Genomic DNA, 23893 nt, shown 5'->3' on the forward strand with positions numbered 1-23893 from the left:
GCGCCGCGCTAACCCTTCACGCACACCACCTGACGCAGCGTGTGCACCACTTCGACGAGGCTGCGCTGGGCGGCCATCACGGCGTCGATGTCCTTGTAGGCCATCGGAATCTCGTCGACGACGCCCGCGTCCTTCCGGCATTCGACGCCTTGCGTCGCCTTCACCTGGTCCTCGACCGTGAAGCGGCGCTTCGCCTCGGTCCGGCTCATCGCCCGTCCGGCGCCGTGGCTGCACGAACAGAAGCTTTCCGGATTGCCGAGCCCGCGCACGATGAAGCTCTTCGCGCCCATCGAGCCCGGAATGATCCCGAGCTGCCCCTTCTGCGCGGACACCGCGCCCTTGCGGGTCACGAGCACGTCCTCGCCGAAGTGGCGTTCCTTCTGCACGTAGTTGTGGTGGCAGTTCACCGCGTGCTCGTCGACGCCGAACGGCTTGGCGATCACGCCGCGCGCCGCCTCGATCACCGCGTCCATCATCGCCTGCCGGTTGTGCCGCGCGTAGTCCTGCGCCCAGCCGACCGCCTCGACGTAGTCGTCGAAATGCCGGCTGCCCTCGTTGAAGTACGCGAGGTTGCGATCCGGCAGGTTCGCGATGTGCTGCCGCATGTCGGCCTGCGCGAGCTCGATGAACAGGCTGCCGATCGCGTTGCCGACGCCGCGCGAGCCGCTGTGCAGCATGAACCACACGCTGTCGTTCTCGTCGAGGCACACCTCGATGAAGTGGTTGCCGGTGCCGAGCGTGCCGAGGTGCACGTAGTTGTTGGTCTTCTCCAGCTTCGGATACTTGTCGACGATCCGCTGGAACCCCGGCTGCAGTTCCTTCCACATGTCGTCGACCCGCTGCGGCGTGCGATTGCCCCACGCGCCCGGATCGCGCCGGCCCGGCGCGCGGCCGTGCGGCACCGCGCGTTCGATCGCGCTGCGCAGGCCCGCGAGCGAGTCCGGCAGGTCCGACGCGGTCAGCGTCGTGCGCGCGGCCATCATCCCGCAGCCGATGTCGACGCCGACCGCGGCCGGGATGATCGCGCCCTTCGTCGGAATCACGCTGCCGATCGTCGAGCCCTTGCCGAGGTGCACGTCCGGCATCACGGCAACGTGCCTGAAGATGAACGGCATCCGCGCGGTATTGCGCAGCTGTTCGCGCGCGTCCTCTTCGACGGCGACGCCGGTCGTCCACATCTTCACCGGCTTGCCGTGCGCCAGTTCCATCACTTGATAATCCAGTTCACTCATTGCTTCACCCAGTTTCGTTATGGTTGGCGCGGCGCTCCTGCGCCGCGCCGCCGCGTTCATTGCGCGGCCTTGATGTTGACGAGGCCGTTCAGCACCTGGTCGAGACCGCCGAACACCGAGATGCGGTCGATCCGTTCCGCGATCCGCTCGAGCGTTTCCAGCTCCTTGAGCCGCAGCGCGGTCGGATTCTCTTCCATCACCTTCGCGGTGTTCAGCAGCGCACGGGTCGCCGCGGTTTCCTCGCGGCGGCGGATCACGTTCGCCTGCGCGGCCTTCTCGGCCTCGACGACCTGCGCGAGGATCGTCTTCATGTCGCCCGGCAGCACGATATCCTTCACACCGACGCTGCGCACGTCGACCCCCGAATCGGCGAGCCGCGCGCTCACCTGCGCGATCACGACCTCGTCGATCGCCTGCTTGTCCTCGAGCAGTTCGTCCAGCGTGCGCGTGCCGACGGCGGCTCGCAGCGCGAACTGCAGCTCGCGGTACAGGTGCTCGACCGGCTTCTGCAGTTGCTCGTATGCGCGCAACACGTCCGCGTAGCACCAGGTCGCCGACAAGTTCAGCCGCAGCGCGACCTTGTCGCGCGTCAGGATTTCCTGCCCGCCGACCTCGAGCCCCTGCAGCCGCAGGTCGACGAGCTCGACGGCCACGTCGCGATTGAAGCGCCAGAACGCGGACAGGCCGGCGTCCAGCAAGTGCTCGATCTTGCCGTCGATCTTCAGCACGCCGACATGGTAGGCCGGCACCTGCGCCAGCAGCACGCCCGCGAGCCCCGCGACGCCGCGCGCGTGCAGCGCCGGCTGAGTCAGGCGCTGCGCCAGTGCGGCCGGCAGCGTGCCGCCCTGCGCGAGATCGATCCGCTCGAGGCGGTGCTCGATCAGGCCGCGCCAGTACAGCCGGCGCGTGCCAGGCGGCACGATCTCGACGAGCACGTCGTCCTCGTAGCGCAGGCCAGCCTCGTCGTCGGCGAGATCCATCGCGACGAAGTCGCGCGCCAGCACGTCCTGCGCGTCGTGGCGCAGGTAGTTGGCGAGCGCGTCGCTTTCCTTCCCGCCGACCTCCAGCGCCTGCAGCCGCAGATCGACGAGCTCGACCGCCACGTCGCGATTGAAGCGCCAGAACGCGGACAGGCCAGCGTCCAGCAAGCGCTCGATCTTGCCGTCGATCTTCAGCACGCCGACATGGTAGGCCGGCACCTGGGCCAGCAGCACGCCCGCGAGCCCCGCGACGCCGCGCGCGTGCAGCGCCGGCTGCGTCAGGCGCTTCGCCAGTGCGGCCGGCAGCGTGACGCCCTGCGCGAGATCGATCCGCTCGAGGCGGTGCTCGATCCGGCCGCGCCAGTACAGGCGGCGGGTACCCGGCGGCACGATCTCGACGAGCACGTCGTTCTCATAGCGCAGGCCTGCCTCGTCGTCGGCGAGATCCATCGCGACGAAGTGGCGCGCCAGCACGTCCTGCGCGTCGTGGCGCAGGTAATCGGCGAGCGTCTCGTCGGCGAGCGGCGCGTCGAGGCGCGCGGTCTGCACCGTCAGACGATTGAACGGATCAAAGGCCTTGAACACGCCCGGTTCGAGCACCTTCACGAAATCGCCCTCGCTCATCAGCAGCGCGCGTTCGTTCTTTTTCACCACATGACGCTTCCACATATTCATTCTTGTCCTTTTCTTCTTGGTCCGCCGGCAAACGCGCATCGCACGGATCGGGGTGCGGCGCGAACGGGCGGGCGGGGCGGAGGCGCCGCACTGGCGCGCGCGGCGACGCGTGCTGCATGGCGTCGTCGTGCGCGTTCGCGCGGGCCGTCCGGCCGCCCGGCCGTTCGCGCGGAACCGCGACCGGTCCGACGCGCGGCGGGCCTTGCGGCCCGTGCCGGCGGGTACTGCTTCATCAACGAGACTGTCCTCGCGGACAGCGTTCGAGCGGGAGTCGAACCCGCTGCACGTCGGCTCTCACCGACTGCTCTAACCCGAATGAGCTACCGAACAGGTAGACGCCCCGGGAATCGAACCCGGGCTCACGCACTCAGCGCGCCTCTTTGCCGTCGTCTGTCCATGGCGGCATGCGCAGCCGCGACGAACAGGGTTCGGCGGCGGCGCACCAGCAGGGCTTGTGAACCCTGGCTCGCGGGCCAGCGGGACATCCGGCTCGAGATATAGAGCGAGGAGCGTGCCAGCGAGCGCGCCAGCGGCCGAAAAAATTTGCAGGGCATTGAATGGAAAGGGGAAATTTTTATCCGGCGTGGAGGCGCCCGCGTTCTCCGTCGACAGCGATATCCGGAAATTCTGATACGATCCGATCGTCTCTTATAAATCTGGATAAACATGCGCAAGACTGTCGCGATCGGTTTCCTCGGCACCGTGCTCGACCAGGGTGGCCGCGCGCATCGCCGCTGGCGCAAGTGGCGGCCGACCGTTTCGCTGTGCGAGCAGCCGGACCTGCCGATCGACCGGCTCGAGCTGCTGCATCCGCCGAGCTACGAGCGCCTCGCGAAACGCGTGCAGGAGGATCTCGCGCAGGTGGCGCCGCACACCGACGTGCGGCTCACGCCGATGGCGATCCACGATCCGTGGGATTTCGAGGAGGTCTACGCGACGCTGCACGACTTCGCACGCGCTTACCCGTTCGATCTCGACCGCGAGGATTACCTGATCCACATCACGACCGGCACGCACGTCGCGCAGATCTGCTGGTTCCTGCTCGCGGAGTCGCGCTACCTGCCCGCGCGCCTCGTGCAGACCGGGCCGCCGCAGCAGACCGACGAAGGGCCGAGCGGGCCCGGCACGGTGTCGGTGATCGATCTCGACCTGTCGCGCTACAACCGGATCGCGCAGCGCTTCACGCACGAGCGCGACGAGACGGTGTCGTTCCTGAAGGCGGGCATCGCGACGCGCAACGCGCGCTTCAACGCGCTGATCGAACAGCTCGAACGCGTGGCGGTGCGCTCGCGCGCGCCGATGCTGCTCGTCGGGCCGACCGGCGCGGGCAAGTCGTTCCTCGCGAAGCGCGTGTATGAATTGAAGCGCGGCCGGCATCGGCTCGCCGGGCCGTTCATCGAGATCAATTGCGCGACGCTGCGCGGCGACGCCGCGATGTCCACGCTGTTCGGGCACGTGAAGGGCGCGTTCACCGGCGCGCAACATGCGCGCGCGGGCCTGTTGCGCGCGGCGGACGGCGGCTTGCTGTTCCTCGATGAGATCGGCGAGCTCGGCCTCGACGAGCAGGCGATGCTGCTGAAGGCGATCGAGGAGAAGCGCTTCCTGCCGGTCGGCGCGGATGCCGAGGCGACCAGCGATTTCGAGCTGATCGCGGGCACGCACCGCGACCTGCGGCAGATGGTGGCGGCGGGCACGTTCCGCGAGGACCTGTACGCGCGGATCAACCTGTGGACCTACGAATTGCCCGGTCTCGCCGAACGTCGCGAGGACATCGAGCCGAACCTCGATTTCGAGCTCGACCGCTTCGGCCGCGAGCAGGGCGAGCAGGTGCGCTTCAACGTCGAGGCGAAGCGGCGCTATCTGGCGTTTGCCGCGTCGCCGCGCGCCGCGTGGGCGGGCAATTTCCGCGAGCTGTCGGCATCGGTCACGCGGATGGCGACGCTCGCGGATGCGGGGCGCATCACCGAGACGATCGCCGAGCAGGAGGTCGAACGGCTTGCGCGCACGTGGTCGGCGGCGGATGACGCGGGGGATCTCGCCGGCACGGTGTTGGGCGAGCACGCTGCCGAGCTCGACCTGTTCGACCGCGTGCAGCTCGAGCGCGTGCTCGATGTGTGTCGGGTGTCGGCGAGCCTGTCGGAGGCGGGGCGCACGCTGTTCGCGGTGTCGCGGCAAAGCAAGAAGCAGCCGAACGATGCGGACCGGCTGCGCAAGTATCTCGCGCGGTTCGGGCTCGATTGGGATGGGGTGCGGCGGGCGTTCGATGCGCTTCGTTGAGCGGAGCGGATGGCCGTGCGCGGTGGTGCGCCGTCGATCCGCACGACGATTCGGTATTTGCGCCGGATAGCGAATCTGATACCGTTCGTCCGCACTGCCTTTGTCCCTGATCCCTCCGGAATCGCCATGATCCACGTTCCTTCGTCTGTCAGACCGCTATTCGTCCATGCCGGATGGCGCCCGGTTGACGAGGGCGGCGCAGACGCGGCCGCCCGCGAACATCCCGGCGCCGCGATTCTGCGCGAGTTCGACGGCTTGACCGTCAGCGTGGAGCCTGACGATGCCACAGGCGAGACGTGCGCTCGAACCGGCCTGGCGTTTCACGCCCTCGCGCGGAAGGACGAGCAGATTCTCGTGTGGGAACAGGCGCTGCGCACCACGATGATCGGGGTCGGCGAGGACGATCGCGGGTATCACGAATTCTATGCAGACGCGCATGGCCGCATCTTCTCGACGAATTGCGTTGTCGACGGCGTTTATCTGTGCGGATACAGCTTTGACGAAGCGGTCGAACGTCTGCTGCTCGGCAGGCGGGCGACGCCGCTGCTGCTCGACGGGCAGGCGAGCATCCCCTATTACGGCGAGCAGCTCACGCGCGACGACCCGCGCGTCATGACCGCAGGTCAGTTGGCAAGCGTCGGACGATAGACGGGCGCCTGTCCCTAGCGACGCAACATCGCAAGCGCCTGTTGCGCGAGCCGGGCGAAGTCTGCCGCCTGGTTGCGCGCACCGGCATGCTGACCGCCGATCAGGCACAGGTGCGCGACGCGCCCGACGAGGTCCGCATCGGCCGGGCCGTCGATCCGCGCGCGGCACATCGAAATGGCGAACGACAGCCGCGCGCTGTCGACCCGGGCCTGGTATTCGGCCACGAGCGGATCGCGGCGCGCCCATGCGCGAATCGCGATGTCGCGTTCGGGCCGCCGTTCCGCGGCGATCGTCAGGTAGCGTCCCAGCACGTCTTCCAGGCTGTGGCCTTGCGCCGCATGCGCGAGCCTGCGGCCGGTGCAGTCCGATTCCCATTCGTCGAGCAGCGCGCGAACGAACGCTTCGCGGTTTCGGAAGTGGTGGTAGAACGACCCGCGCGTGACGTTCAGGCGCCGCGCCAGCCGTTCGGCGGAAACGCCCGCATGCCCGTCGCGGTCGAGCGCGTCGAATCCGGCGGCAATCCAGTGGTCACGCGTCAGCATTCGCTTTACCTCGAAAACGTACAGGCTGTGTATGGTAGCGCCTGTCTCGCTAGAGTGCGGCTTTCCTGATGTTCCCGTTCACGCCGGTCACCGGCACGCATCCCTGGAGCCGCCCATGAAGCACATCGCACTGGTCGCGTTCGACCAATTCACCGACATCGACCTGTTCCTGATGTGGGACATCCTCGGCCGCAATCGCGACGATTGGCAGGTCAGGATCGTCGGCCGGCATGACGAACTGCGCTCGGCGCATGGCTTGTCGGTCAAGACGCACGGCGCGCTGGCCGACGCGAACGACGCCGATGTCGTGCTGTTCGCGAGCGGCAAGGAAGGCGTGCCGGCCGCGATCGCGGACAGCGCGTTCATCGGCGCATTCCGGCTCGACCCGAGCCGTCAGCTGATCGGTTCCATCTGCGCGGGCGCGTTCATCCTGGCGAAGTTGGGACTCCTGCCGGAGCAGCGCGCATCGACGCATCCCGAAGCACGCGAGGCGCTGCGCGCGACCGGCGTGGAGCCGGACGAGCGGCCGTTCATGAGCACCGGCAACGTCGCGACGGCGGGCGGCTGTCTTGCCGCGCTGTATCTGGTGGGCTGGGCGGTGGAGCGCCTGTTCGGCGCGGACAAGCGCCGGGAAACGCTGCGGCCGGTGTTGCCGGCCGGGCAGCAGGATATCTACGAGCGGTTGATCGAGTTGAGCCTGAGGCAAGGGGGCGATCAGGGCGTCGCCGGCTGAAGCCATCGCGCGCAGCCGGCTCGCGTCAATGCGTGTCGTCCGGCTTCAAGGCGCTGCGCAACTGAAGATACGCGCGCGCGTCCGCCTGCAGCGCATCGTACGGCTTCGCCATCGCACCCTGCAGCTCGCCGAGCGCTTTCCGGCTGGCGGCCAGCACGTCGTGGCTGATTGCCTCCGCTTCCTGGTCGCCCATCACGGAGGTGTCGCAGAGCACGTCGTCGCAGGGCCGGGTCGTCGTTTGCGTCCACACGGTCCGGCCATCGCGGAAGTACTGCTCCCACTGCATCCGGAACAGGACCGAGTGGCCTGCTGCCGTGTCGATGTAGTAGTCGATGTCGGCGGTGTAGCCGACGAGCGCATCGTCGAAGAAGGTCCACGTCTCGGTCCGGATCGGCAGCGTCTGCTTCACCGGATAGGCGTTGTCGAAGCGCGTGCGCAGCTCCAGCCGCCGGTACGGGCCGAATTCGATCAGGGATCCGTCGATGCCGGCCTCGTTGCGCCGATACCAGCGCGTCATAGCCGGCGTCGGCCGGATCGAGCCGTACAGGCGCGTGACGCCGTGCGTGCCGTCCAGATCCAGCTTCGCCTGCGCGGCGGCGATCCGGCCCGGCGGCAGCCGGCCGGGGGCGGCGCCGATCCTGACGCCGGCCGTCGTGTGGAAGTCGCCGTCGACGTCGGACAGCGGGCAGCGCGCGTTCCTGACGGACAGCGACATGCGCGGCGAGCTGGTCGTGAGCGCCGTCACGATCGGGATCGCGATCTCGGGCACGTTGACCGGCAGCAGCGCGTCGAGGCAGTCCTGCGCGTAGCGCGGCGCAACGCCGAGGTCATGGTCCTCGAAGCCGACGCCGTATTCGAGACTGGGCGCCATCGGATCGAGCGGCTTGTAGTCGGGCGTGTCGGTCTTCCTGACGAGCGCGCGGTAGCCGGGCTGGCGCGTCAGCGCGTCGAGCGACAGGTCGACCAGGAACCACGAGATCGAGTAGCCGCCGTCGAGCCGGTGCGGCAGGTCGAAGCTGATGGTGCGCGCCGCGTCCCCGGCGCGCGGCGTGACCTGCGCGGGAAGACGCAGGATCTCGTCATCGACTTGCTGGTCCCACTGTGGGTCCGGCAGGCAGGCGATGCCGGGGCTGCACGAGAACAGGCTGTAGCGGGTGGTGGTGCGCACGTAATGCGCGACGACTTCGACGTGGTCCGGCAGCCGGCTGCGCAGGTCGGCGTTTTCATCCGGCGAGAGAAACGGCATGTACAGATCGGTGAGCGCGATCGTGATGTGCGACGCGCCAGGAGGGGCCTGCACGTCGCGCGGTTTCGGACCGGGAGGCGACAGCACGCGCCACAAGAGGAGCGCCAGCGCGGCCACGACGGCGATCGTCTGGACGAAGCGGCGGGTGAGCCGTTTGCGGCGCGCATCGGGGGATGGGGACATGTCGATTGTTGTTGTCGTTGGTCCCGCATCGTACGCGGGATCACAGGAATTCGGCGGGCGGCCGGATCGGCCGCGGCGTCCGCCGTCACCGCTGCTGCGCGGCGACCTTCAGCCCGAGGGAAATGAAGATCACGCCGACGATCTTGCCCTGCCAGCGCGTGAGCCACGACAGCCGCTTCACGAGACGGCCGAGCGGGCGGACCGACAGCGCGATCAGCGTCGTATAGAGCGAGCTGAGCGCGACGAAGATCAGCCCGAGCACCGCGAACTGCACGAACGTCGAGCCGCGCTCCGGATGTACGAATTGCGGCATGAACGCGAGAAAGAACAGCGCGGTTTTCGGATTCAGCACTTCGGCGGGAATGGCCTGCAGATACGCTTCGAGCGGCGTGACGGACGGCACCTTCGGCAGCGACGGATCGGCAGGCTTCTCGAGCACCGCGCGCACGCCGAGATAGATCAGGTAGGCCGCGCCGACCAGCTTGACGACGTTGAACGCGAGCGCCGACGTCATCAACAGCGTGGACAATCCGACGGCCGCGAACAGCGTGTGGACGAAATCGCCGCTCGCGACGCCGAGGCCGGTCAGGATGCCGGTCTTGCGGCCGCCCTGCGCGGAGCGGCTCAGCACGAGCAGCACCGCGGGGCCGGGAATCAGGAACAGGCCCAGCACGACGGCGATGAAGGTGGTCAGCGTGGTCAGGTCGAACATGGCGGCTCCGGGGCGCGGCGTCGGGACGACGGATCGGCGCATTGTAGTCCGTTCGCCGCGGCGCCGTGCGACGCCGGCCTACGCCTTTTGCAACCGCCCGAGCTCGGCCGCGAGAAACTCGACGAACGCGCGAATCCGTGTGGACATCTGATGACGCTGCGCATAGACCGCATAGATGTCCGCGCCCGTCGTCTCGTAGTCGGGCAGCACGACGACGAGGCGGCCGTCGGCGAGATAGTCGTCGATGTCCCACTCCGCGCGCATCAGGACCCCGTGCCCGTCGAGCGCCCATTTGACGGCGATCTCCCCGTCGTTCGTGGTCAGGTTGCCGTTGATGCGCACCGCTTCCGTCTTGCGCGCCGCGCCGCGGCCGCTCGTCAGCCGCCACACGCCATACCCTTCGTCGCCCTGGCGGATGCCGATGCAGTTGTGTCGCGTCAGGTCACGCGGCGTGGCCGGCGTGCCGTGCTTCGCGAGGTACGCGGGCGCCGCGCACAGGAGCCGCCGGTTCGGCGCGAGCCGCCGCGCGACGACCCGCGTATCGGGCGGCTCGCCGAAGCGGATGCAAACGTCGAACGCGTCGTCGGTGAGCGGCGGCGGCATCACCGACAGCTGCAGTTGCACCGCGACTTCCGGATAGCGCGCGACGAAGCGCGAGATCGCCGGCCCGACGTGGCTGCGCCCGAAGCCGAGCGTCGCGTTCACGCGCAAGAGCCCCTTCGGCGTCTTCTTCGCATTGCCGAGCAGTTCGCCGAGCTCGTCCATCTGGTCGAGGATTCGGCGCGCGTATTCCAGGTAGACCTCGCCTTCGGGCGTCAGCATCATCCGCCGCGTCGTGCGGTTCACGAGCGTCACGCCCGCGCGCTGCTCCATCAGCGTAAGCCGCTTGCTGACCGCCGCCGCGGTGAGGCCGAGCTCGCGCGCGGCGGCGCTCAGGCTGCCCGACGCGGCGAGCGTGGAAAAGAAGCCGAGATCGGCCGGCTGGACCGCATCCGCCATCGCTTCACTTGTGAATTCAGGTTAAAGATGCTTTGAGTTTAGCACCGGTTGCCGCGCTTCAAGTTGAGTACAGTGCGTCCACGATCACGATCATTCGAGGATGGAGACATGAAGACGTACCGTATCGCGACGATTCCCGGCGACGGCATCGGCAAGGAGGTGGTGCCGGCCGGCAAGCAGGTGCTGGAGGCGCTTGCGCGCGGCAGCCGGCGCTTTGCGTTCGAGTTCGAGAATTTCGACTGGGGCGCCGACTACTACCGCGCGCACGGCGTGATGATGCCCGCCGACGGGCTGGACGCGCTGCGCGGCAAGGACGCGATCCTGTTCGGCTCGGCGGGCGACCCGGACGTGCCCGACCACGTGACGCTGTGGGGCTTGCGCCTGAAGATCTGCCAGGGGCTCGACCAGTACGCGAACGTGCGCCCGACGCGCATCCTGCCCGGCATCGACGCGCCGCTGAAGCGCTGCAAGCCCGAAGACCTGGACTGGGTGATCGTCCGCGAGAACTCGGAAGGCGAGTATTCGGGCGTCGGCGGCCGCGTGCACCAGGGCCATCCGCTCGAAGCGGCGACCGACGTGTCGATCCTCACGCGCGCGGGCGTCGAGCGCATCATGCGCTTCGCGTTCCGGCTTGCGCAATCGCGGCCGCGCAAGCGGCTGACGGTCATCACGAAGAGCAACGCGCAGCGTCACGCGATGGTGATGTGGGACGAGATCGCGAAGCAGGTTGCGAAGGACTTCCCCGACGTGACGTGGGACAAGGAACTCGTCGACGCGGCCACCGCGCGGATGGTGAACCGTCCGGCGACGCTCGACACGATCGTCGCGACGAACCTGCACGCCGACATCCTGAGCGACCTCGCCGCCGCGCTCGCCGGCAGCCTCGGCATCGCGCCGACCGGCAACATCGATCCGGAGCGCCGCTATCCGTCGATGTTCGAGCCGATCCACGGCTCCGCGTTCGACATCATGGGCAAGGGTCTTGCGAATCCGATCGGCACGTTCTGGTCGGTCGTGATGCTGCTCGAGCATCTCGGCGAAACGGACGCGGCCGCGCGCGTGATGCACGCGATCGAAACCGTGACCGCGGACCCGTCGCTGCACACCGGCGATCTCGGCGGCAAGGCGACCACCGCGCAGGTGACCGCGGCGGTCTGCGAGCTTGTCGGGAAAGTCGAGGTCGCGGCCTAAGCGGCAGCGCGCGGCGGCGGCGTCTCACCCACGTCGCGCGCGAACCTTCCGCCCGCGACTCGCGCACGCGACGCGAGCCGGGCAACGACGCACCTGCAACCGGCAGGCGTCGGGTTTTGACAGACAGAGCCCAGGCTCGACCCTCGAAGGAGGAGACACATGCAAGCCAACCTGGAATCCCGCGTCGCGCGGAAACTGATGTGGCGCATCATTCCATTCGTGATGCTGCTGTATTTCGTCAGCTTCCTCGACCGGGTCAACGTCGGCTTCGCCGCGATGACGATGAACAAGGCGATCGGCCTGTCGCCGACCGCGTTCGGGCTCGGCGGCGGCCTGTTCTTCATCGGCTACTTCCTGTTCGAGGTGCCGTCCAACCTGATTCTCCATCGCGTCGGCGCGCGAATCTGGATCGCGCGCGTGATGATCACGTGGGGCATCGTGTCGGCCGTGTCCGCGTTCGCGGCCGGCCCGACCAGCTTCTACGTGCTGCGCTTCCTGCTCGGCGTCGCCGAGGCGGGGTTCTTTCCCGGCATCATCCTGTACCTGAGCCTGTGGTTCCCCGCGAAGCAGCGCGCGGTGGCCGCCGCGTGGTTCATGGCCGCCGCGCCGATCTCGACGGCGATCGGCTCGCCGCTGTCGGGCGCGATCATGCAGCTGCCGCCGATGTTCGGGCTTGCGGACTGGCAACTGCTGTATGTCATCGAGGCGCTGCCCGCCGTGCTGCTCGGCTTCGTCGTGCTGGCGTTCCTGACCGATTCGCCGTCGAAGGCCGCATGGCTGCAGCCCGACGAGCGCGACTGGCTGATTGCGAAGCTGAAGTCGGAGGCGGACGCGCGTCACACGCATGCGGGCCATACGGCCGGCGCGTGGCAGGCGCTGCGCGATCCGCGCGTGCTGGCGCTCGCGCTGATCTACTTCGGCACGTCGGCCGGGTTGTATACGCTCGGGCTGTGGGCGCCGCTGATGGTCAGGCAGTTCGGCTTCAGCGCGCTGCAGACGGGCCTGCTCACCGGCATTCCGAGTATCGCGGCGGTCGTCGCGATGATCCTCTGGGCGCGGCACTCGGATCGCACCGAGGAGCGCACCTGGCACGTCGTGATTCCGTGCGTGCTGGCGTGTGTCGGCTTCATCTTCGCGGGGCAGGCGGGCACCGCGCTCCTGACCGTGCTCGCGCTCGTCGTCGTCAACATCGGCATCAGCGCCGCGAAGGCGCCGCTGTGGGCGATGCCGAGCACGTTCCTGTCGGGCGCCGGCGCGGCCGCGGGCATCGCGATGATCAATTCGATCGGCAACCTCGGCGGGTTCGTCGGGCCGTTCGCGATCGGCTGGCTGAAGAACGTGACGGGCGGGTATGCGGCCGGGTTGTATGTGGTCGCGGGGACGCTCGCGGTGTCGGCGGTCGTCACGCTGCTGTTGAGCCGGAAGGGGGCGCAGCGGGAGGCGGTGTCGGGGGTGCGGCAGCATCGCTGATGGTTGCGGGACGATGGGGAGAGGCATCGGCTGGAACCGGACGGCGCGCGACGGACAGGAAATGTCGCGCATCCTGAGGACATGCAGAAAGGCTCCGGAAACAAAAAACCACGCTTAAGCCCGCTTCGCGCGGGCTTTAGGTATTTTGGGCATTGGCGGCGAGATTCGGCCATCCGATATGCGCGTCATATCAGGCGATTTTTATCGATTACCAAGCCGGACGAGTGAATCGAGTCGTTGTGCGAGCTATCTGACAACTGTTGGTAGAAGTACTGACAGTTGTTAACACATGTGTTCTGCGGATTACGGTCTATTACGTGTTGCGGGTTTTACCGCATTACAAGCTTCGTGCGAAGAGACCGTTTCCGACAGTCATGAATAAAAACCAATATCGCCTTGTCTTCAGCCGCGTGCGCGGCATGCTGGTCGCGGTTGAAGAAACCGCGGTTGCATCAGGCAAAACAGGCCGGGGGGAAACCGTGCGCATGGCCGGCGGCGGAGCGCCGTTCGCGCCGGCGCGGTTCGCGCTGCGTCATGCGGCCTTTGCCGTGCTGATGGCAGCCGGCGTCACGCCGATGTGGGCGCATGCCCAGGTCGTGGGGGCGGGCGCGAACGCGCCGAAGGTCGTTCAGACTCCGAACGGATTGCCGCAGGTCAATATCAACGCCCCGAGCAACAGCGGCGTTTCCTTGAATAGCTATTCCCAGTTCGACGTCCAGAAGCCCGGCGTCTTGTTGAACAATTCGCCGGTCATCACGAACACGCAGCAAGCGGGCTATATCAACGGCAACCCGAACTTCGCCCCGAACACGGCGGCGCGGATCATCGTCAATGAAGTCAACAGCAGCAATCCATCGCAATTGCGCGGTTTCGTCGAGGTCGCAGGCCAACGCGCCGAAGTGATCATTTCGAATCCGTCCGGATTGGTGGTGGACGGCGGTGGATTCATCAATACCTCGCGCGCAATTTTGACCACCGGGACACCGACGTTGAACGCGGACGGTTCACTGGCGGGCTTCAATGTCAATCGCGGCCTGATTACCGTGCAAGGCGCAGGCCTCAATGCATCGAATATCGACCAGGTTGACGTGATCGCCAGAGCCGTGCACGCCAACGCGGCGATTTACGCGAACAATCTGAACGTCGTCGCGGGCGCGAATCAGGTCAATCACGACACGCTCCAGGCAACCCCGATTCAGGGCGCCGGCGCAGCGCCGGCCGTCGCGATCGACGTCGGCCAGCTCGGCGGCATGTACTCGAACCGGATTTTCCTGGTCGGCACCGAAGGCGGCGTAGGGGTGCGCAATGCCGGCACGATCGCGGCGGACGCGGCGGGCCTGACGCTGACGACTCAGGGCCGCCTGGTGCTGTCGGGCAAGACGAGCGCGCTCGGCAACATCGCGGTTTCGGCGGCCGGCGGTGTCGAAAACAGCGGCACGACCTACAGTCAGCAGTCGGTATCCCTGAATACGGGCGCGGATGTGGTGAATACCGGCACGCTGGCCGCGCAGCATAACGCGGGCGTGAACGCGGGTGCGCTGAACTCGACGGGTACGCTCGGCGCGGGCGTGAACAGCGACGGCGCCGTCACGCAAGCCGGCGACCTGCAGCTCACGACAACGGGCACGTTGAGCGCGACCGGCAAGAACGTTGCGGGCGGGAACGTCACGGCGAAGGGCGACGGCGTGAACCTCGCCGGCAGCACGACGGCCGCGAACGGCAACCTGTCGCTGACCGCGACGACCGGAGACGTGAATCTCGCGAACGCGACGACGAGCGCCCAAGGGGCGGTCACTGCGAACGCCGCGGGCGCGGTCGTCAACGATCATGGCGAACTGTCGAGCCAGGGCAGCACCACGGTAACGGCCGGCAGCGTATCGAACCAGGGCGGCAAGGTGTCGTCGCAGGGGCCGCTGTCGGTGACGGCCACCTCCGGGCAATTCGCCAACCAGTCCGGCTCATTGGTATCGAAAAGCACGCTGGCGCTGCGCGGCGGCACCATCGCGAACAATCAAGGCACGGTGCAAAGCGCTGCCGGCATGACCGTGTCCGGCACGTCGCTGGACAACACCGGCGGTCGCGTCGTGTCGCTCAACAGCGACGGCCTGTCGGTCACGACGAGCGGCCAGCTCGCGAACGTGGCCGGCACGACGGCGAACGGCGCGCAAGGCGGCGTGATCGGCGGCAACGGCAACGTGACCGTGCAAGGCGGGAATGTCGTCAACCACGGCGCGATCACGGCCGGCGCGAATCTCGGCGTTTCCGGTCAATCGGTCGACAACGGCCGGGGGACGCTCAAGGCCTCGCAGAACGCGACGGTCAATGCCGGCGCGCACCTGACCAACAGCGGCGGCACGATCGCAGGGCAGACGGCGACGCTGACCGGCACGATCCTGGACAACAGCGCCGGGACCGTCCAGGCGAATCAGGTGTCGTTGAACGCGACCGGCCTTGTGAACCATGGCGGCACGATCACGCAGACCGGGGCTGCTGCGATGGCCGTCAACGTCAGCGGCACCGTCGACAATTCCAGCGGCGGCACGCTGCAAACCAACAGTACCGACCTGACGCTCGCTCCCGCGACGCTGGTGAACGACGGCGGCACGCTGACCCATGCGGGCGCCGGCACGCTGACGCTCGGTAGCGGAACAGGTTCGGTTTCGAACGTCGGCGGCACGATCACGAGCAATGGGCGCGTCGTGGCCCAAACCGGCGCGCTGAACAACACATCGGGTTCGATCAACGGTCAAACCGGCTTGTCGGCCACGGTCGGCGGCGTGCTGAACAACAAGAACGGCAAGCTGTCTTCCGATACGGATCTTGGCTTGACCAGCGGCACGCTGACGAACGACGGCGGCCGGATCGGCGCGATCACGAATGCGACGATTCACACGGGCTCGATGACGAACCAGAGCGGTTTGATCGTTGCGCCGAACCTGTCAGTTACCGCCGATTCGACGCTGGATAACAGCGGGGGCAAGCTCGAAACCAATCAGCTCGTGCTGACCACGCCGAACCTGACGAACCATGGCGGCACGATCACGCAATATGGGTCGTCGGCAATGAGCGTCAATGTCAGCGGCACGCTGGACAACTCCGCGGGCGGTACGATCCAGACCAACAGCCGGGACCTCACCCTCACCCCGGCCCAGTTGAACAATGCCGGCGGGACGATTACGCATGCCGGGACGGGTACGTTGAAGATCGCACCGGCCAATGGCGCGAGCGCGCTGAACAACGCATCGGGCACCATCGTCACCAAGGGGCAAGCGGTTGTCGACGCGAGCAGTTGGGACAACTCGAGCGGTATTCTCGCGGCGCAGGGCGGGATGACCGGAACGATCGCGGGCGACGTGAACAACGCGCAGGGGCTGGTGCGTTCGGGGGCGTCGCTGTCGCTGACCAACGGCGGCGCTCTGGCGAACCAGGGCGGCCACCTTCAAGCCGGCCAGTCGACGCCGGGTGATGCGAGCACGCTCGCCATTCAATCCGGTTCGATCAGCAATGCGGACGGATCGATCGTCGATCTCGGCGCGGGCGCGATGACCGTGCGAGGCGGCAGCCAGATCACCAACAGCCACGCGGGCGGCGTGTCGGGCATGGGCGCGATCACCGGTAACGGCGACGTGACGGTCAGCGCGGCATCGATTTCCAACACGCAAGGCGGGCAACTGAGCGGCGCGGCGCTGCACGTCCAGGGCAGCACGTTGGACAACAGCGGCGGGCAGATCGGCAACATCGCCAATTCGAGCGGCGATGTGAACGTGACGATGACCGGCGCGATCACGAACACGAACGGGCAAATCAGCTCGACGCACGACCTCACGGTAACGGCTGCGACGCTGCAAGGCGGCGGCACGTACGGCGCAACTCACGATGCGAACGTAAACCTGCAGGGTGACTTTTCGGTGACGCCCGGCTACCAGTTCAACGTCGGCCATGACCTTGCCTTTACGCTGCTGGGCACGTTCGACAACAGCGGCAACGTGCAGTCGGTCAACAACCTGAGCGTCAATGCCGGCAACATCGTCAACTCGGGCGCGTTGTCGGCGGGCGGACTGCTGCGTACGCAATCTGTCAATCTGACCAACACGGGTGCGATCGTGGGCGGCAGCACGTCGCTCAATGCAACGGGTACGGTGTCGAACCTCGGGCCGACCGCGCTGATCGGCGGCTCGGACAGCAACGGCACGCTCGAAATTCTCGCCAACGACATCGAGAACCGCGACGACGCGACGGCGACCGACACGATGGCCCAGACGGCGATCTTCGGCATGGGCAAGGTCGTGTTGGCGGGCGGCAAGGATGCCGGCGGCAATTACACGAATGCGGCGCTGGTCAACAACGTGTCTGCGCTGATCCAGTCTGGCGGCGACATGGAGCTGCATGCCGACAAGGTGACGAACACGCGTCGCGTGATGACGACCTCGACCGGCTCGATCGATCCGGCGACGCTGGCGCAGTTCGGCGTTCCCATCAAAGGCCAGACCGGGCAGATCGGCGTCAAGGACCCGAACAGCATCGGGGGGGTGTATACCGATCCGCCTCACGGCGGCCAGTGGAACAGTACATATCAGTACACGACCTACTACGCGGACAGCGCGACCGCGACGACCGTGACGGGCATCAGCCCGGCCGCGCAAATCGTGTCGGGCGGCAACATCAACGCGTCGTCGGTCGGCAACCTGCAAAACTACTGGAGCAACATCACAGCCGTCGGCAATATCGCGATGCCGCAGCATTACGACGGTAACGGCTGGGCCGCCACCGGCCAGCAGGCGCCGAGCGTTACCGTGTCGTACTCCGGGCAATATCACTACAACAACTACGACAACACCGAATACAACTGGCAGTTGCCGTTCGGCAATGCCCCGTTCGTGACGGGGCGTCCGGGCGGATATACGCAGGCGGCGCCGGCGTCGGTCAAGACGTATGCGTTGCCGAGCTACGACTCGACCCTGGGCGTGAACGGCACGATTTCCGGAACCGGCATCAGCATCAACAACACGGCGGCCAACGCGTCGATTCCGTCGCTCGGACTGCTTCCGGGGCAAGCGGTGCCGGGGCTGACGTTCGGTGGCCTGAGCGGCAATGCGAGCGGCGCGAAGTCGGCGGCTTCGTCGGTACATGGCGGCGCGTCCACCAAAGTCGATCCGCTCATCGCCAGCGCGACGGCGTTGAACGTGCTGAACAACCTGACGATTCCGCAAGGGGGGCTGTTCAAGCCGGATACCGCGCCGAACGCGAGTTACGTGATCGAGACGAACCCTGCGTTCACGAACCAGAAGAATTTCCTGTCGAGCGATTACTTTTTTGGGCAGATCGGCGTCGATCTCACCCACATTCCGAAGCGTTTGGGTGATGGCTTCTACGAACAGCAGCTGGTACGCAATCAGGTCACGGCGCTGACCGGCCGTGCGGTGCTGGGTCCGTACACGGATCTCCAGGCGATGTACCAATCGCTTCTGGAGGCAGGCGCGGCGCTGGACAAGCAACTTGATCTGCCGATCGGCGCGAGCCTGACGGGCGATCAGGTGTCGAAGCTGACCGGCAACGTCATCATGATGGAAACGCGGGTGGTCGACGGCCAGCCGGTGCTGGTGCCGGTCGTCTATCTCGCGAAGGCCAATCAGCAGAACATCAATGGCCCGCTGATCACCGCGACCGACATCGATTTGAAGGACGCGCAGTCGTTCACGAACAGCGGCACGATCAAGGCGGACAATACGCTGTCGATTCAGGGCAAGCAGATCGACAACGCGTTCGGCGCGCTGCAAAGCGGCGGCCTCATGTCGCTGACGACGGCCGGCAATGTCGACTTGACGTCGGCCAAGGTCAAGGCCGGCAGCCTGAACGTGGATGCGGGCGGCGACCTGATTCTCGATACCGCGACGAAGACGGATAAACGGGTGAGCCGCGATGGCGCAACGAGTATCACGACGACGCTCGGGCCGACCGCACAAGTGGACGTGACGGGTGATGCAGCGATCAAGACAGGCGGCAACTTCCAGCAGAACGCAGGAAATCTGACCGTCGGCGGCAACCTCGGCACCGATATCGGCGGCAACTGGACGCTCGGCACGCAACAGACCGGCGAGCACAAGATCGTGCAGCGCGCGAATGGCGTGTCGAATACGGACATCAACAGCGCGGTCGGCAGTACGGTCAAGGTCGGCGGTATTTCCGACATCAACGTCGGCGGCGATTTCTCGGCGAAAGGCGCACACATCGACCTGGGCGGCGGCGGGACGATCGCGGCCAGGGGCAACGTCACACTCGGCACGGCGAGCGCGACCTCGACGGTGAACAGCAACAGTTCAGGCAGCGACAGTCACGGCAGCTATGCGGAAACGCTGCATACGTCGGATCAGGCGTTGACGGGAACGACGCTGACCAGCGGACAGAACCTGGCGATCGCGTCGGGCAAGGACATTACTGTCAAGGGAAGCTCGATTGGCCTGGATAAAGGCACGGTCTCCCTTCTTGCTGCGGGTGACGTGAGCGTCGAATCGGCGACCGAAACGCACGTGCTGAATTCGCATGAGACGCATAGCCATAGTGGTGTCCTGAGCGGATCAAAGGTCGCAAGCGGCGTCGATCAGATTGCCACCTATAACCTGGCCAGCACGATTTCCGCGGATGGCGTGACGATCGCGAGCGGTCGCGACATCAACGTGACCGGCAGTGCAATCGCTGCCACGGACGACGTTTCGCTGAAGGCGGCGCGCGATGTCAACATCAAGACTTCGCAAGACACGATCCAATCGTCAACCTACTACGAGAAGAAGGAAACCGGGCTACTGTCGAACGGTGGCATGTCGGTGACGATTGGTTCGCGGTCGATGACGGATCGTCAGCAATCCTCTACCTTGACGAACAATGCAAGTTCGATCGGTTCGCTCAACGGGAACCTGTCGATCGAGGCCGGCAACAACGTGAACGGCACGGCCGCGATTCTTCACGCGGGTAACGATGTGGCCGTGACGGGCAAGCGCGTCAGGCTGGATTCGGCCTACGACACGATGAGTCAGGCCCAGCAGCAGCAATACCGACAGGCCGGTGTGACGGTGGGCTTGTCGAGCCCGGTGCTCGCGGCAGTGCAAACCGGCAAACAGATGGTTGAGGCAGCAGGGAAGACCAAGGGCGATGCGCGTCTGACGGCGTTGGCCGCCGCGACGACCGGGCTTGCCGCGAAAAACGCCTACGACGCTACGGGTGGCGGCGATCCGGCGACGACCGCGAAGTCGGTTGGCATCAATATTTCTCTCGGTGCGAGCAAGAGCGACAGTCAATCGCAAGCGCAGGCGAGCACGGCAGGCGGCAGTACGGTATCGGCTGGTCGAAATGTATCGATCACGGCGACGGGCGCAGGCGCGGACAGCAACATCGACGTGATCGGCAGCACGATTTCGGCCGGCAACGACACGAAGCTGAAGGCGGACGGCAAGGTGAACCTGCAAGCTGCGGAGAGCACGAGCAGCCTGCATTCAACCAACAGCGGCGGCAGTTTCGGGGTCGGCGTATCGATTGGTTTTGGCCAGCAGAATGGTATTGCGTTCACAGCCGGCGTGGCAGGCAATCGGGGTAACGCAAACGGCGATTCGACCACGTGGTCGAATACACACGTGACGGCCGGCCATACGCTGACGATCGAATCGGGCGGCGATACGAATCTCAAGGGGGCCGTTGCGTCCGGTAAGCAGGTCATCGCCGATGTGGGCGGCAATCTGAATATCGAGAGCTTACAGAATACAGACCACTACGACTCCAAGCAGCAAAGTGCGGGCGTGTCGGTCAGCGTCTGCGTGCCGCCGATTTGCGCCGGGTCGTCCAGCGTCTCCGGCAACATCAGTCAGCAGAAGATGCACAGTGACTACGCCGCGGTTGCTGAAGAGTCGGGCATCAAGGCGGGCGATGGCGGCTATCAGGTCGATGTCAAGGGCAACACCGACCTCAAGGGCGGAGTGATCGCGAGTAGCGACAAGTCTGTTGAGGATGGCATGAACAGCCTGTCGACCGCGACGCTCACGTCTAGCGATATTCAGAATCACGCATCGTACGATGCATCGTCGGTCGGGATTTCGGGGGGCTACGGCGGCACGATCGGGAAGAATCAGAAAGGCACGGCGGACAACGTCAATCCGGTCGCCGGCACGGACCTTCCGAATCGCGGTGGATTCTCGGCCACGCCTCCGGTTGCGTTGAGCGCTTCGGGTGATGCGAGTTCGACCACGCGTAGCGGGATCAGCGGTGGCACGATCAAGATTACCGACAGCGCCGGGCAACAGCAGCTCACCGGCAAGACCGCCGATGACACGGTTGCAAGCGTCAATCGTGATACGTCGAACACGGGCGGTGCGCTCGCACCGATCTTCGACAAAGACAAGGTTCAAGCCGGGTTCGACATCACGAGCCAGTTCATCAACCAGGTTGGCACGTTCGTAGACAACCGGATGAAGGAAGCGGATGCCGCGAGAAAGGCGTCGAAGAATCTTGATTTGACACCGGAACAGCATGCCGCTGCGGAGCAGAAAGCCAATCAGTTGACGGCGGATTGGGGACCGGGAGGAAGCTACCGTCAGGTGTTGTCTGCGCTGACGGCGGCTGCGGGCGGTAACGTCACGGGTGGCGCCGGGCAGTTTGTCCAGGCCGGCGTGGTGAACTATCTGCAACAACAGAGTGCATCCTATATCGGCAACCTGGTTGCGACGGGCGCGGTAACCGAAGGGAGTCCCCTGCACGCGGCCATGCACGCGATCGTTGCGTGTGCAGGCGCGGCGGCGAGCAGCCAGAGCTGTGGCGCTGGTGCGATGGGGGCGGCTACGTCGAGTCTGTTGAGCAATTTGTTTGCCGACAGTCCGAACGAAACGGCGACGGAGAAGCAGGCTAAAGGCAACTTGATTTCAAGTATCGTCGCTGGCGTTGCTGCTGCCGGTGGTATGAATGCGGCGACTGCGACGACCGCCGCTCAAACGGAAGTCGAAAACAATTTCCTTACCCAGCCTCAGCAAACGGCACGTGCGTTGGCGAAGGTCAGTTGTTCGACGGCGGCGGACCCAGCCGCGTGCAACCAGAAGGTCAAGCAGCAGTATGCGCAGCTCTGGAACGCCAATGAGGCGAAGGTCAAGGACTGTGCGAGCGCGGACACTTGCAAAGCCGTGTTGACCGACCTTCGCGAACAGCAAGTCGAGTACGCTGGTCGCGAGAATCAACTGCAACAAAAACTCCGGAACACCGGCAGCTTGTCGGCCGCGGAGATGGACGAACTGCTCAACCTCAAGTCGTCCGACACGAACCTGCTTTCCTTACGTACCTCCGCGCTTCAGAGCTACACTCGCTATGCAGGCATGGACGCGCTTAAGTCGTTGCAGGGGTCGCAACTGATCGCCGAACTAGGAATAGGCGCTTCTCCGAGTATCGGGTCGGGGTTAGCTGCGGTGGTGACCCCAAATTCGACCATGCGTGCAAACGCGAATGCGAGTGGAACGTATGTTGACCCGTTGACAAACAAGACGGTGGCGACAAAGGACACGTTGGCAGCGGATCACTTCATTCCGAAGAACTGGATCAAGCAACAGCCTGGATTTGACCAATTGACGCCCGAGCAGCAAAGTTCTTTGCTCAACGATCCTATTAACACGCAGGGGCTGCCAGGTACATTCAACTCTTCGAAGGGTGCAAAAATGCCGGGCGAGTGGACGACGTACAAAGGTCAGCCATTGAATTCAGACTATGTTGCAAACAATGCGGCTCAGGCGGAAGTGGTGAGGCAATACCTTGCCGACAAACTTAATTCAATGCTCAAGAGGTAGGATCGTGAAGGATTTTGGTCGTGATTTTAAAGGAAAGTATGGTCATCCTGACATTACGGTGTCGATGGACGATGATTTGGAATTTGGCGCGCAGGCGATCTTGAATTATTTTGAAGATCAAATTTGCCGTGGAGTGGTTTTCGAAGAGGGCGAGACGGTTCAAATTGGTTGGTTGATCGTGATGTTAAAGTCGGGCAACAATGAGAAATTGGAGGTTTGGGAGCCTGAATTTTCTACGATACCGATTTCTTGGATTCGTGGAGCCAACACGACCTATCGTCACCTCATCGTGCAAAAAGAACTGTGCACGCAGCTGGAAGTTGAGCCGGAATACCCGTCCCTTAGACAGGCTGCACTCGTCTCATCGGAATTCACCGTGCAAAATGACTTTTCGATGATTCGAGAGGCCGAGGACGCCTCAAATTCCGGATGGGTGCTTACTTCCGGGCGCAACGTCAACGCAGGCTTGGAATTTCGTTCGTTATTCGAGATGGCAATTAAATGTCGGAAAATAATTCCATTTTTGGCGCTGCCATCTGGTGCGAGCGTGAAATTTTCCGGTGACGAAGTCGTTGTCGGGATTAACGGAAAGGTCGTATCGTCAACGGCTAATGATTTCGTAAAAAAAATTTCCCAGGTATATTAAATTTTAAAGATTGGGATTTCGTGATTCGAGAAAAATCAGGGAGCCAACCATACAATGAAAGTCAAGAAACGGTTGGCGGTCTTTTCGATCACAGCCTTGGTATCGCCCGAGGTGCAGGCGCAGCAGGCCCCCACGCTTGCCGGCCAAGCTGCCGTCGCGCGTGCGAACGCAGAACAGGATCGGCAGGCGCAGCAGCAACTTGCACGCGTAATGTGAGTTTGACTAAAGATAGAAACGGCCATCAGCAAGGCAGGGCGTGAGGGTGATGGTGGGACGGTGGCGGGCATTTGATCGCGTCGATGTTGAATGGGCCTGGGGGAGGTTGAATATTGTTCCGATGGGTTCAAATTTGAATCGCGGGGCGTGGCAGCAGCTGGAGAATAGTTGGGGCGGATACGATGGGCGCTAGTAGCAAGTAAAGGTTTCGATCGGGCAGACATGTCAAGGAAATAGTCCAAGGCTGGATGGATTTAATATCGTATGTGCGATCGGTGGCGCCGGGTCGAATTGGTGGAATCTCTGAATTTTAAATATGATTAATGGCTTG

General features: G+C 64.9%; 13 protein-coding genes, 1 tRNA gene and 1 pseudogene. 8 read left to right on the forward strand and 7 right to left on the reverse strand.

What is annotated here, in order from left to right; genetic code table 11:
- Positions 1 to 8 precede the first annotated feature (8 nt).
- The 3 genes and pseudogenes from B7P44_RS21120 to B7P44_RS36530 all read right to left on the reverse strand — a co-directional run bounded on the left by B7P44_RS21120 (position 9) and on the right by B7P44_RS36530 (position 3217).
- Positions 9 to 1232 (reverse strand): RtcB family protein, encoded by a 1224-nt coding sequence (locus B7P44_RS21120; RefSeq protein ID WP_167389818.1) that lies wholly within the window; start codon positions 1230 to 1232, stop codon positions 9 to 11.
- A gap of 56 nt (positions 1233 to 1288) precedes the next feature.
- A pseudogene (locus tag B7P44_RS21125) lies at positions 1289 to 2275 on the reverse strand (slipin family protein); the annotation flags it as partial.
- 868 nt (positions 2276 to 3143) lie between these two features.
- Positions 3144 to 3217 (reverse strand) — tRNA-OTHER (locus B7P44_RS36530).
- A 336-nt stretch (positions 3218 to 3553) separates the two neighbouring features.
- Between B7P44_RS36530 and rtcR the strand changes: the two genes are divergently transcribed.
- Entirely contained in the window at positions 3554 to 5164 is a 1611-nt protein-coding gene (gene rtcR / locus B7P44_RS21130) for an RNA repair transcriptional activator RtcR (protein WP_084907951.1), read from the forward strand.
- Positions 5165 to 5173: 9 nt separating this feature from the next.
- Positions 5174 to 5812: an SUKH-3 domain-containing protein gene (locus tag B7P44_RS21135; RefSeq protein WP_231716801.1), complete on the forward strand. Its 639-nt coding sequence runs from the start codon at positions 5174 to 5176 to the stop codon at positions 5810 to 5812.
- Positions 5813 to 5826: 14 nt separating this feature from the next.
- Here the strand turns inward: B7P44_RS21135 and B7P44_RS21140 are convergent, their stop codons facing one another.
- The gene (locus tag B7P44_RS21140; RefSeq protein ID WP_084907955.1) at positions 5827 to 6354 is read right to left on the reverse strand and encodes a TetR/AcrR family transcriptional regulator; all 528 of its coding nucleotides are present in this window, start codon (positions 6352 to 6354) and stop codon (positions 5827 to 5829) included.
- Between the two features lie 115 nt (positions 6355 to 6469).
- Between B7P44_RS21140 and B7P44_RS21145 the strand changes: the two genes are divergently transcribed.
- A complete protein-coding gene (locus B7P44_RS21145) occupies positions 6470 to 7087 on the forward strand; it encodes a DJ-1/PfpI family protein (protein WP_084907957.1) in 618 nt (205 codons plus the stop codon).
- 25 nt (positions 7088 to 7112) lie between these two features.
- On the opposite strand, the gene B7P44_RS21150 is transcribed toward B7P44_RS21145, so the two are convergent.
- The 3 genes from B7P44_RS21150 to B7P44_RS21160 all read right to left on the reverse strand — a co-directional run bounded on the left by B7P44_RS21150 (position 7113) and on the right by B7P44_RS21160 (position 10227).
- The gene (locus B7P44_RS21150; RefSeq protein WP_084907959.1) at positions 7113 to 8516 is read right to left on the reverse strand and encodes a hypothetical protein; all 1404 of its coding nucleotides are present in this window, start codon (positions 8514 to 8516) and stop codon (positions 7113 to 7115) included.
- Between the two features lie 85 nt (positions 8517 to 8601).
- Positions 8602 to 9228 carry a LysE family translocator gene (locus B7P44_RS21155; protein ID WP_084907962.1) on the reverse strand — a complete coding sequence of 209 codons (627 nt, stop codon included), beginning with the start codon at positions 9226 to 9228 and terminating at the stop codon, positions 8602 to 8604.
- A 78-nt stretch (positions 9229 to 9306) separates the two neighbouring features.
- The gene (locus B7P44_RS21160; RefSeq protein ID WP_084907964.1) at positions 9307 to 10227 is read right to left on the reverse strand and encodes a LysR family transcriptional regulator; all 921 of its coding nucleotides are present in this window, start codon (positions 10225 to 10227) and stop codon (positions 9307 to 9309) included.
- 108 nt (positions 10228 to 10335) lie between these two features.
- On the opposite strand from B7P44_RS21160, the gene B7P44_RS21165 reads away from it, so the two are divergent.
- The 5 genes from B7P44_RS21165 (at position 10336) to B7P44_RS37190 (ending at position 23562) form a co-directional block, all read left to right on the forward strand.
- Positions 10336 to 11418 carry a tartrate dehydrogenase gene (locus tag B7P44_RS21165; RefSeq protein WP_084907966.1) on the forward strand — a complete coding sequence of 361 codons (1083 nt, stop codon included), beginning with the start codon at positions 10336 to 10338 and terminating at the stop codon, positions 11416 to 11418.
- Positions 11419 to 11577: 159 nt separating this feature from the next.
- Positions 11578 to 12888 (forward strand): MFS transporter, encoded by a 1311-nt coding sequence (locus B7P44_RS21170; protein ID WP_084907968.1) that lies wholly within the window; start codon positions 11578 to 11580, stop codon positions 12886 to 12888.
- A gap of 374 nt (positions 12889 to 13262) precedes the next feature.
- The gene (locus B7P44_RS21175; protein WP_084907969.1) at positions 13263 to 22700 is read left to right on the forward strand and encodes a hemagglutinin repeat-containing protein; all 9438 of its coding nucleotides are present in this window, start codon (positions 13263 to 13265) and stop codon (positions 22698 to 22700) included.
- Between the two features lie 4 nt (positions 22701 to 22704).
- Positions 22705 to 23346 (forward strand): immunity protein Imm33 domain-containing protein, encoded by a 642-nt coding sequence (locus B7P44_RS36535; protein WP_133117865.1) that lies wholly within the window; start codon positions 22705 to 22707, stop codon positions 23344 to 23346.
- Positions 23347 to 23400: 54 nt separating this feature from the next.
- Entirely contained in the window at positions 23401 to 23562 is a 162-nt protein-coding gene (locus B7P44_RS37190; RefSeq protein ID WP_167389819.1) for a hypothetical protein, read from the forward strand.
- Positions 23563 to 23893 lie beyond the last annotated feature (331 nt).

The organism is Burkholderia ubonensis subsp. mesacidophila, from assembly GCF_002097715.1.
Classification (GTDB): domain Bacteria; phylum Pseudomonadota; class Gammaproteobacteria; order Burkholderiales; family Burkholderiaceae; genus Burkholderia; species Burkholderia mesacidophila.

Excerpts from the sequence above, each read along its gene's own strand:
- B7P44_RS21150 (WP_084907959.1), bottom strand. The coding sequence starts at position 8,516 with ATGTCCCCATCCCCCGATGCGCGCCGCAAACGGCTCACCCGCCGCTTC.
- B7P44_RS21135 (WP_231716801.1), top strand. The coding sequence starts at position 5,174 with ATGGCCGTGCGCGGTGGTGCGCCGTCGATCCGCACGACGATTCGGTAT.
- B7P44_RS21165 (WP_084907966.1), top strand. The coding sequence starts at position 10,336 with ATGAAGACGTACCGTATCGCGACGATTCCCGGCGACGGCATCGGCAAG.
- B7P44_RS37190 (WP_167389819.1), top strand. The coding sequence starts at position 23,401 with ATGAAAGTCAAGAAACGGTTGGCGGTCTTTTCGATCACAGCCTTGGTA.
- B7P44_RS21160 (WP_084907964.1), bottom strand. The coding sequence starts at position 10,227 with ATGGCGGATGCGGTCCAGCCGGCCGATCTCGGCTTCTTTTCCACGCTC.
- B7P44_RS21155 (WP_084907962.1), bottom strand. The coding sequence starts at position 9,228 with ATGTTCGACCTGACCACGCTGACCACCTTCATCGCCGTCGTGCTGGGC.
- B7P44_RS21140 (WP_084907955.1), bottom strand. The coding sequence starts at position 6,354 with ATGCTGACGCGTGACCACTGGATTGCCGCCGGATTCGACGCGCTCGAC.
- B7P44_RS21145 (WP_084907957.1), top strand. The coding sequence starts at position 6,470 with ATGAAGCACATCGCACTGGTCGCGTTCGACCAATTCACCGACATCGAC.
- rtcR (WP_084907951.1), top strand. The coding sequence starts at position 3,554 with ATGCGCAAGACTGTCGCGATCGGTTTCCTCGGCACCGTGCTCGACCAG.
- B7P44_RS21170 (WP_084907968.1), top strand. The coding sequence starts at position 11,578 with ATGCAAGCCAACCTGGAATCCCGCGTCGCGCGGAAACTGATGTGGCGC.
- B7P44_RS21175 (WP_084907969.1), top strand. The coding sequence starts at position 13,263 with ATGAATAAAAACCAATATCGCCTTGTCTTCAGCCGCGTGCGCGGCATG.
- B7P44_RS21120 (WP_167389818.1), bottom strand. The coding sequence starts at position 1,232 with ATGAGTGAACTGGATTATCAAGTGATGGAACTGGCGCACGGCAAGCCG.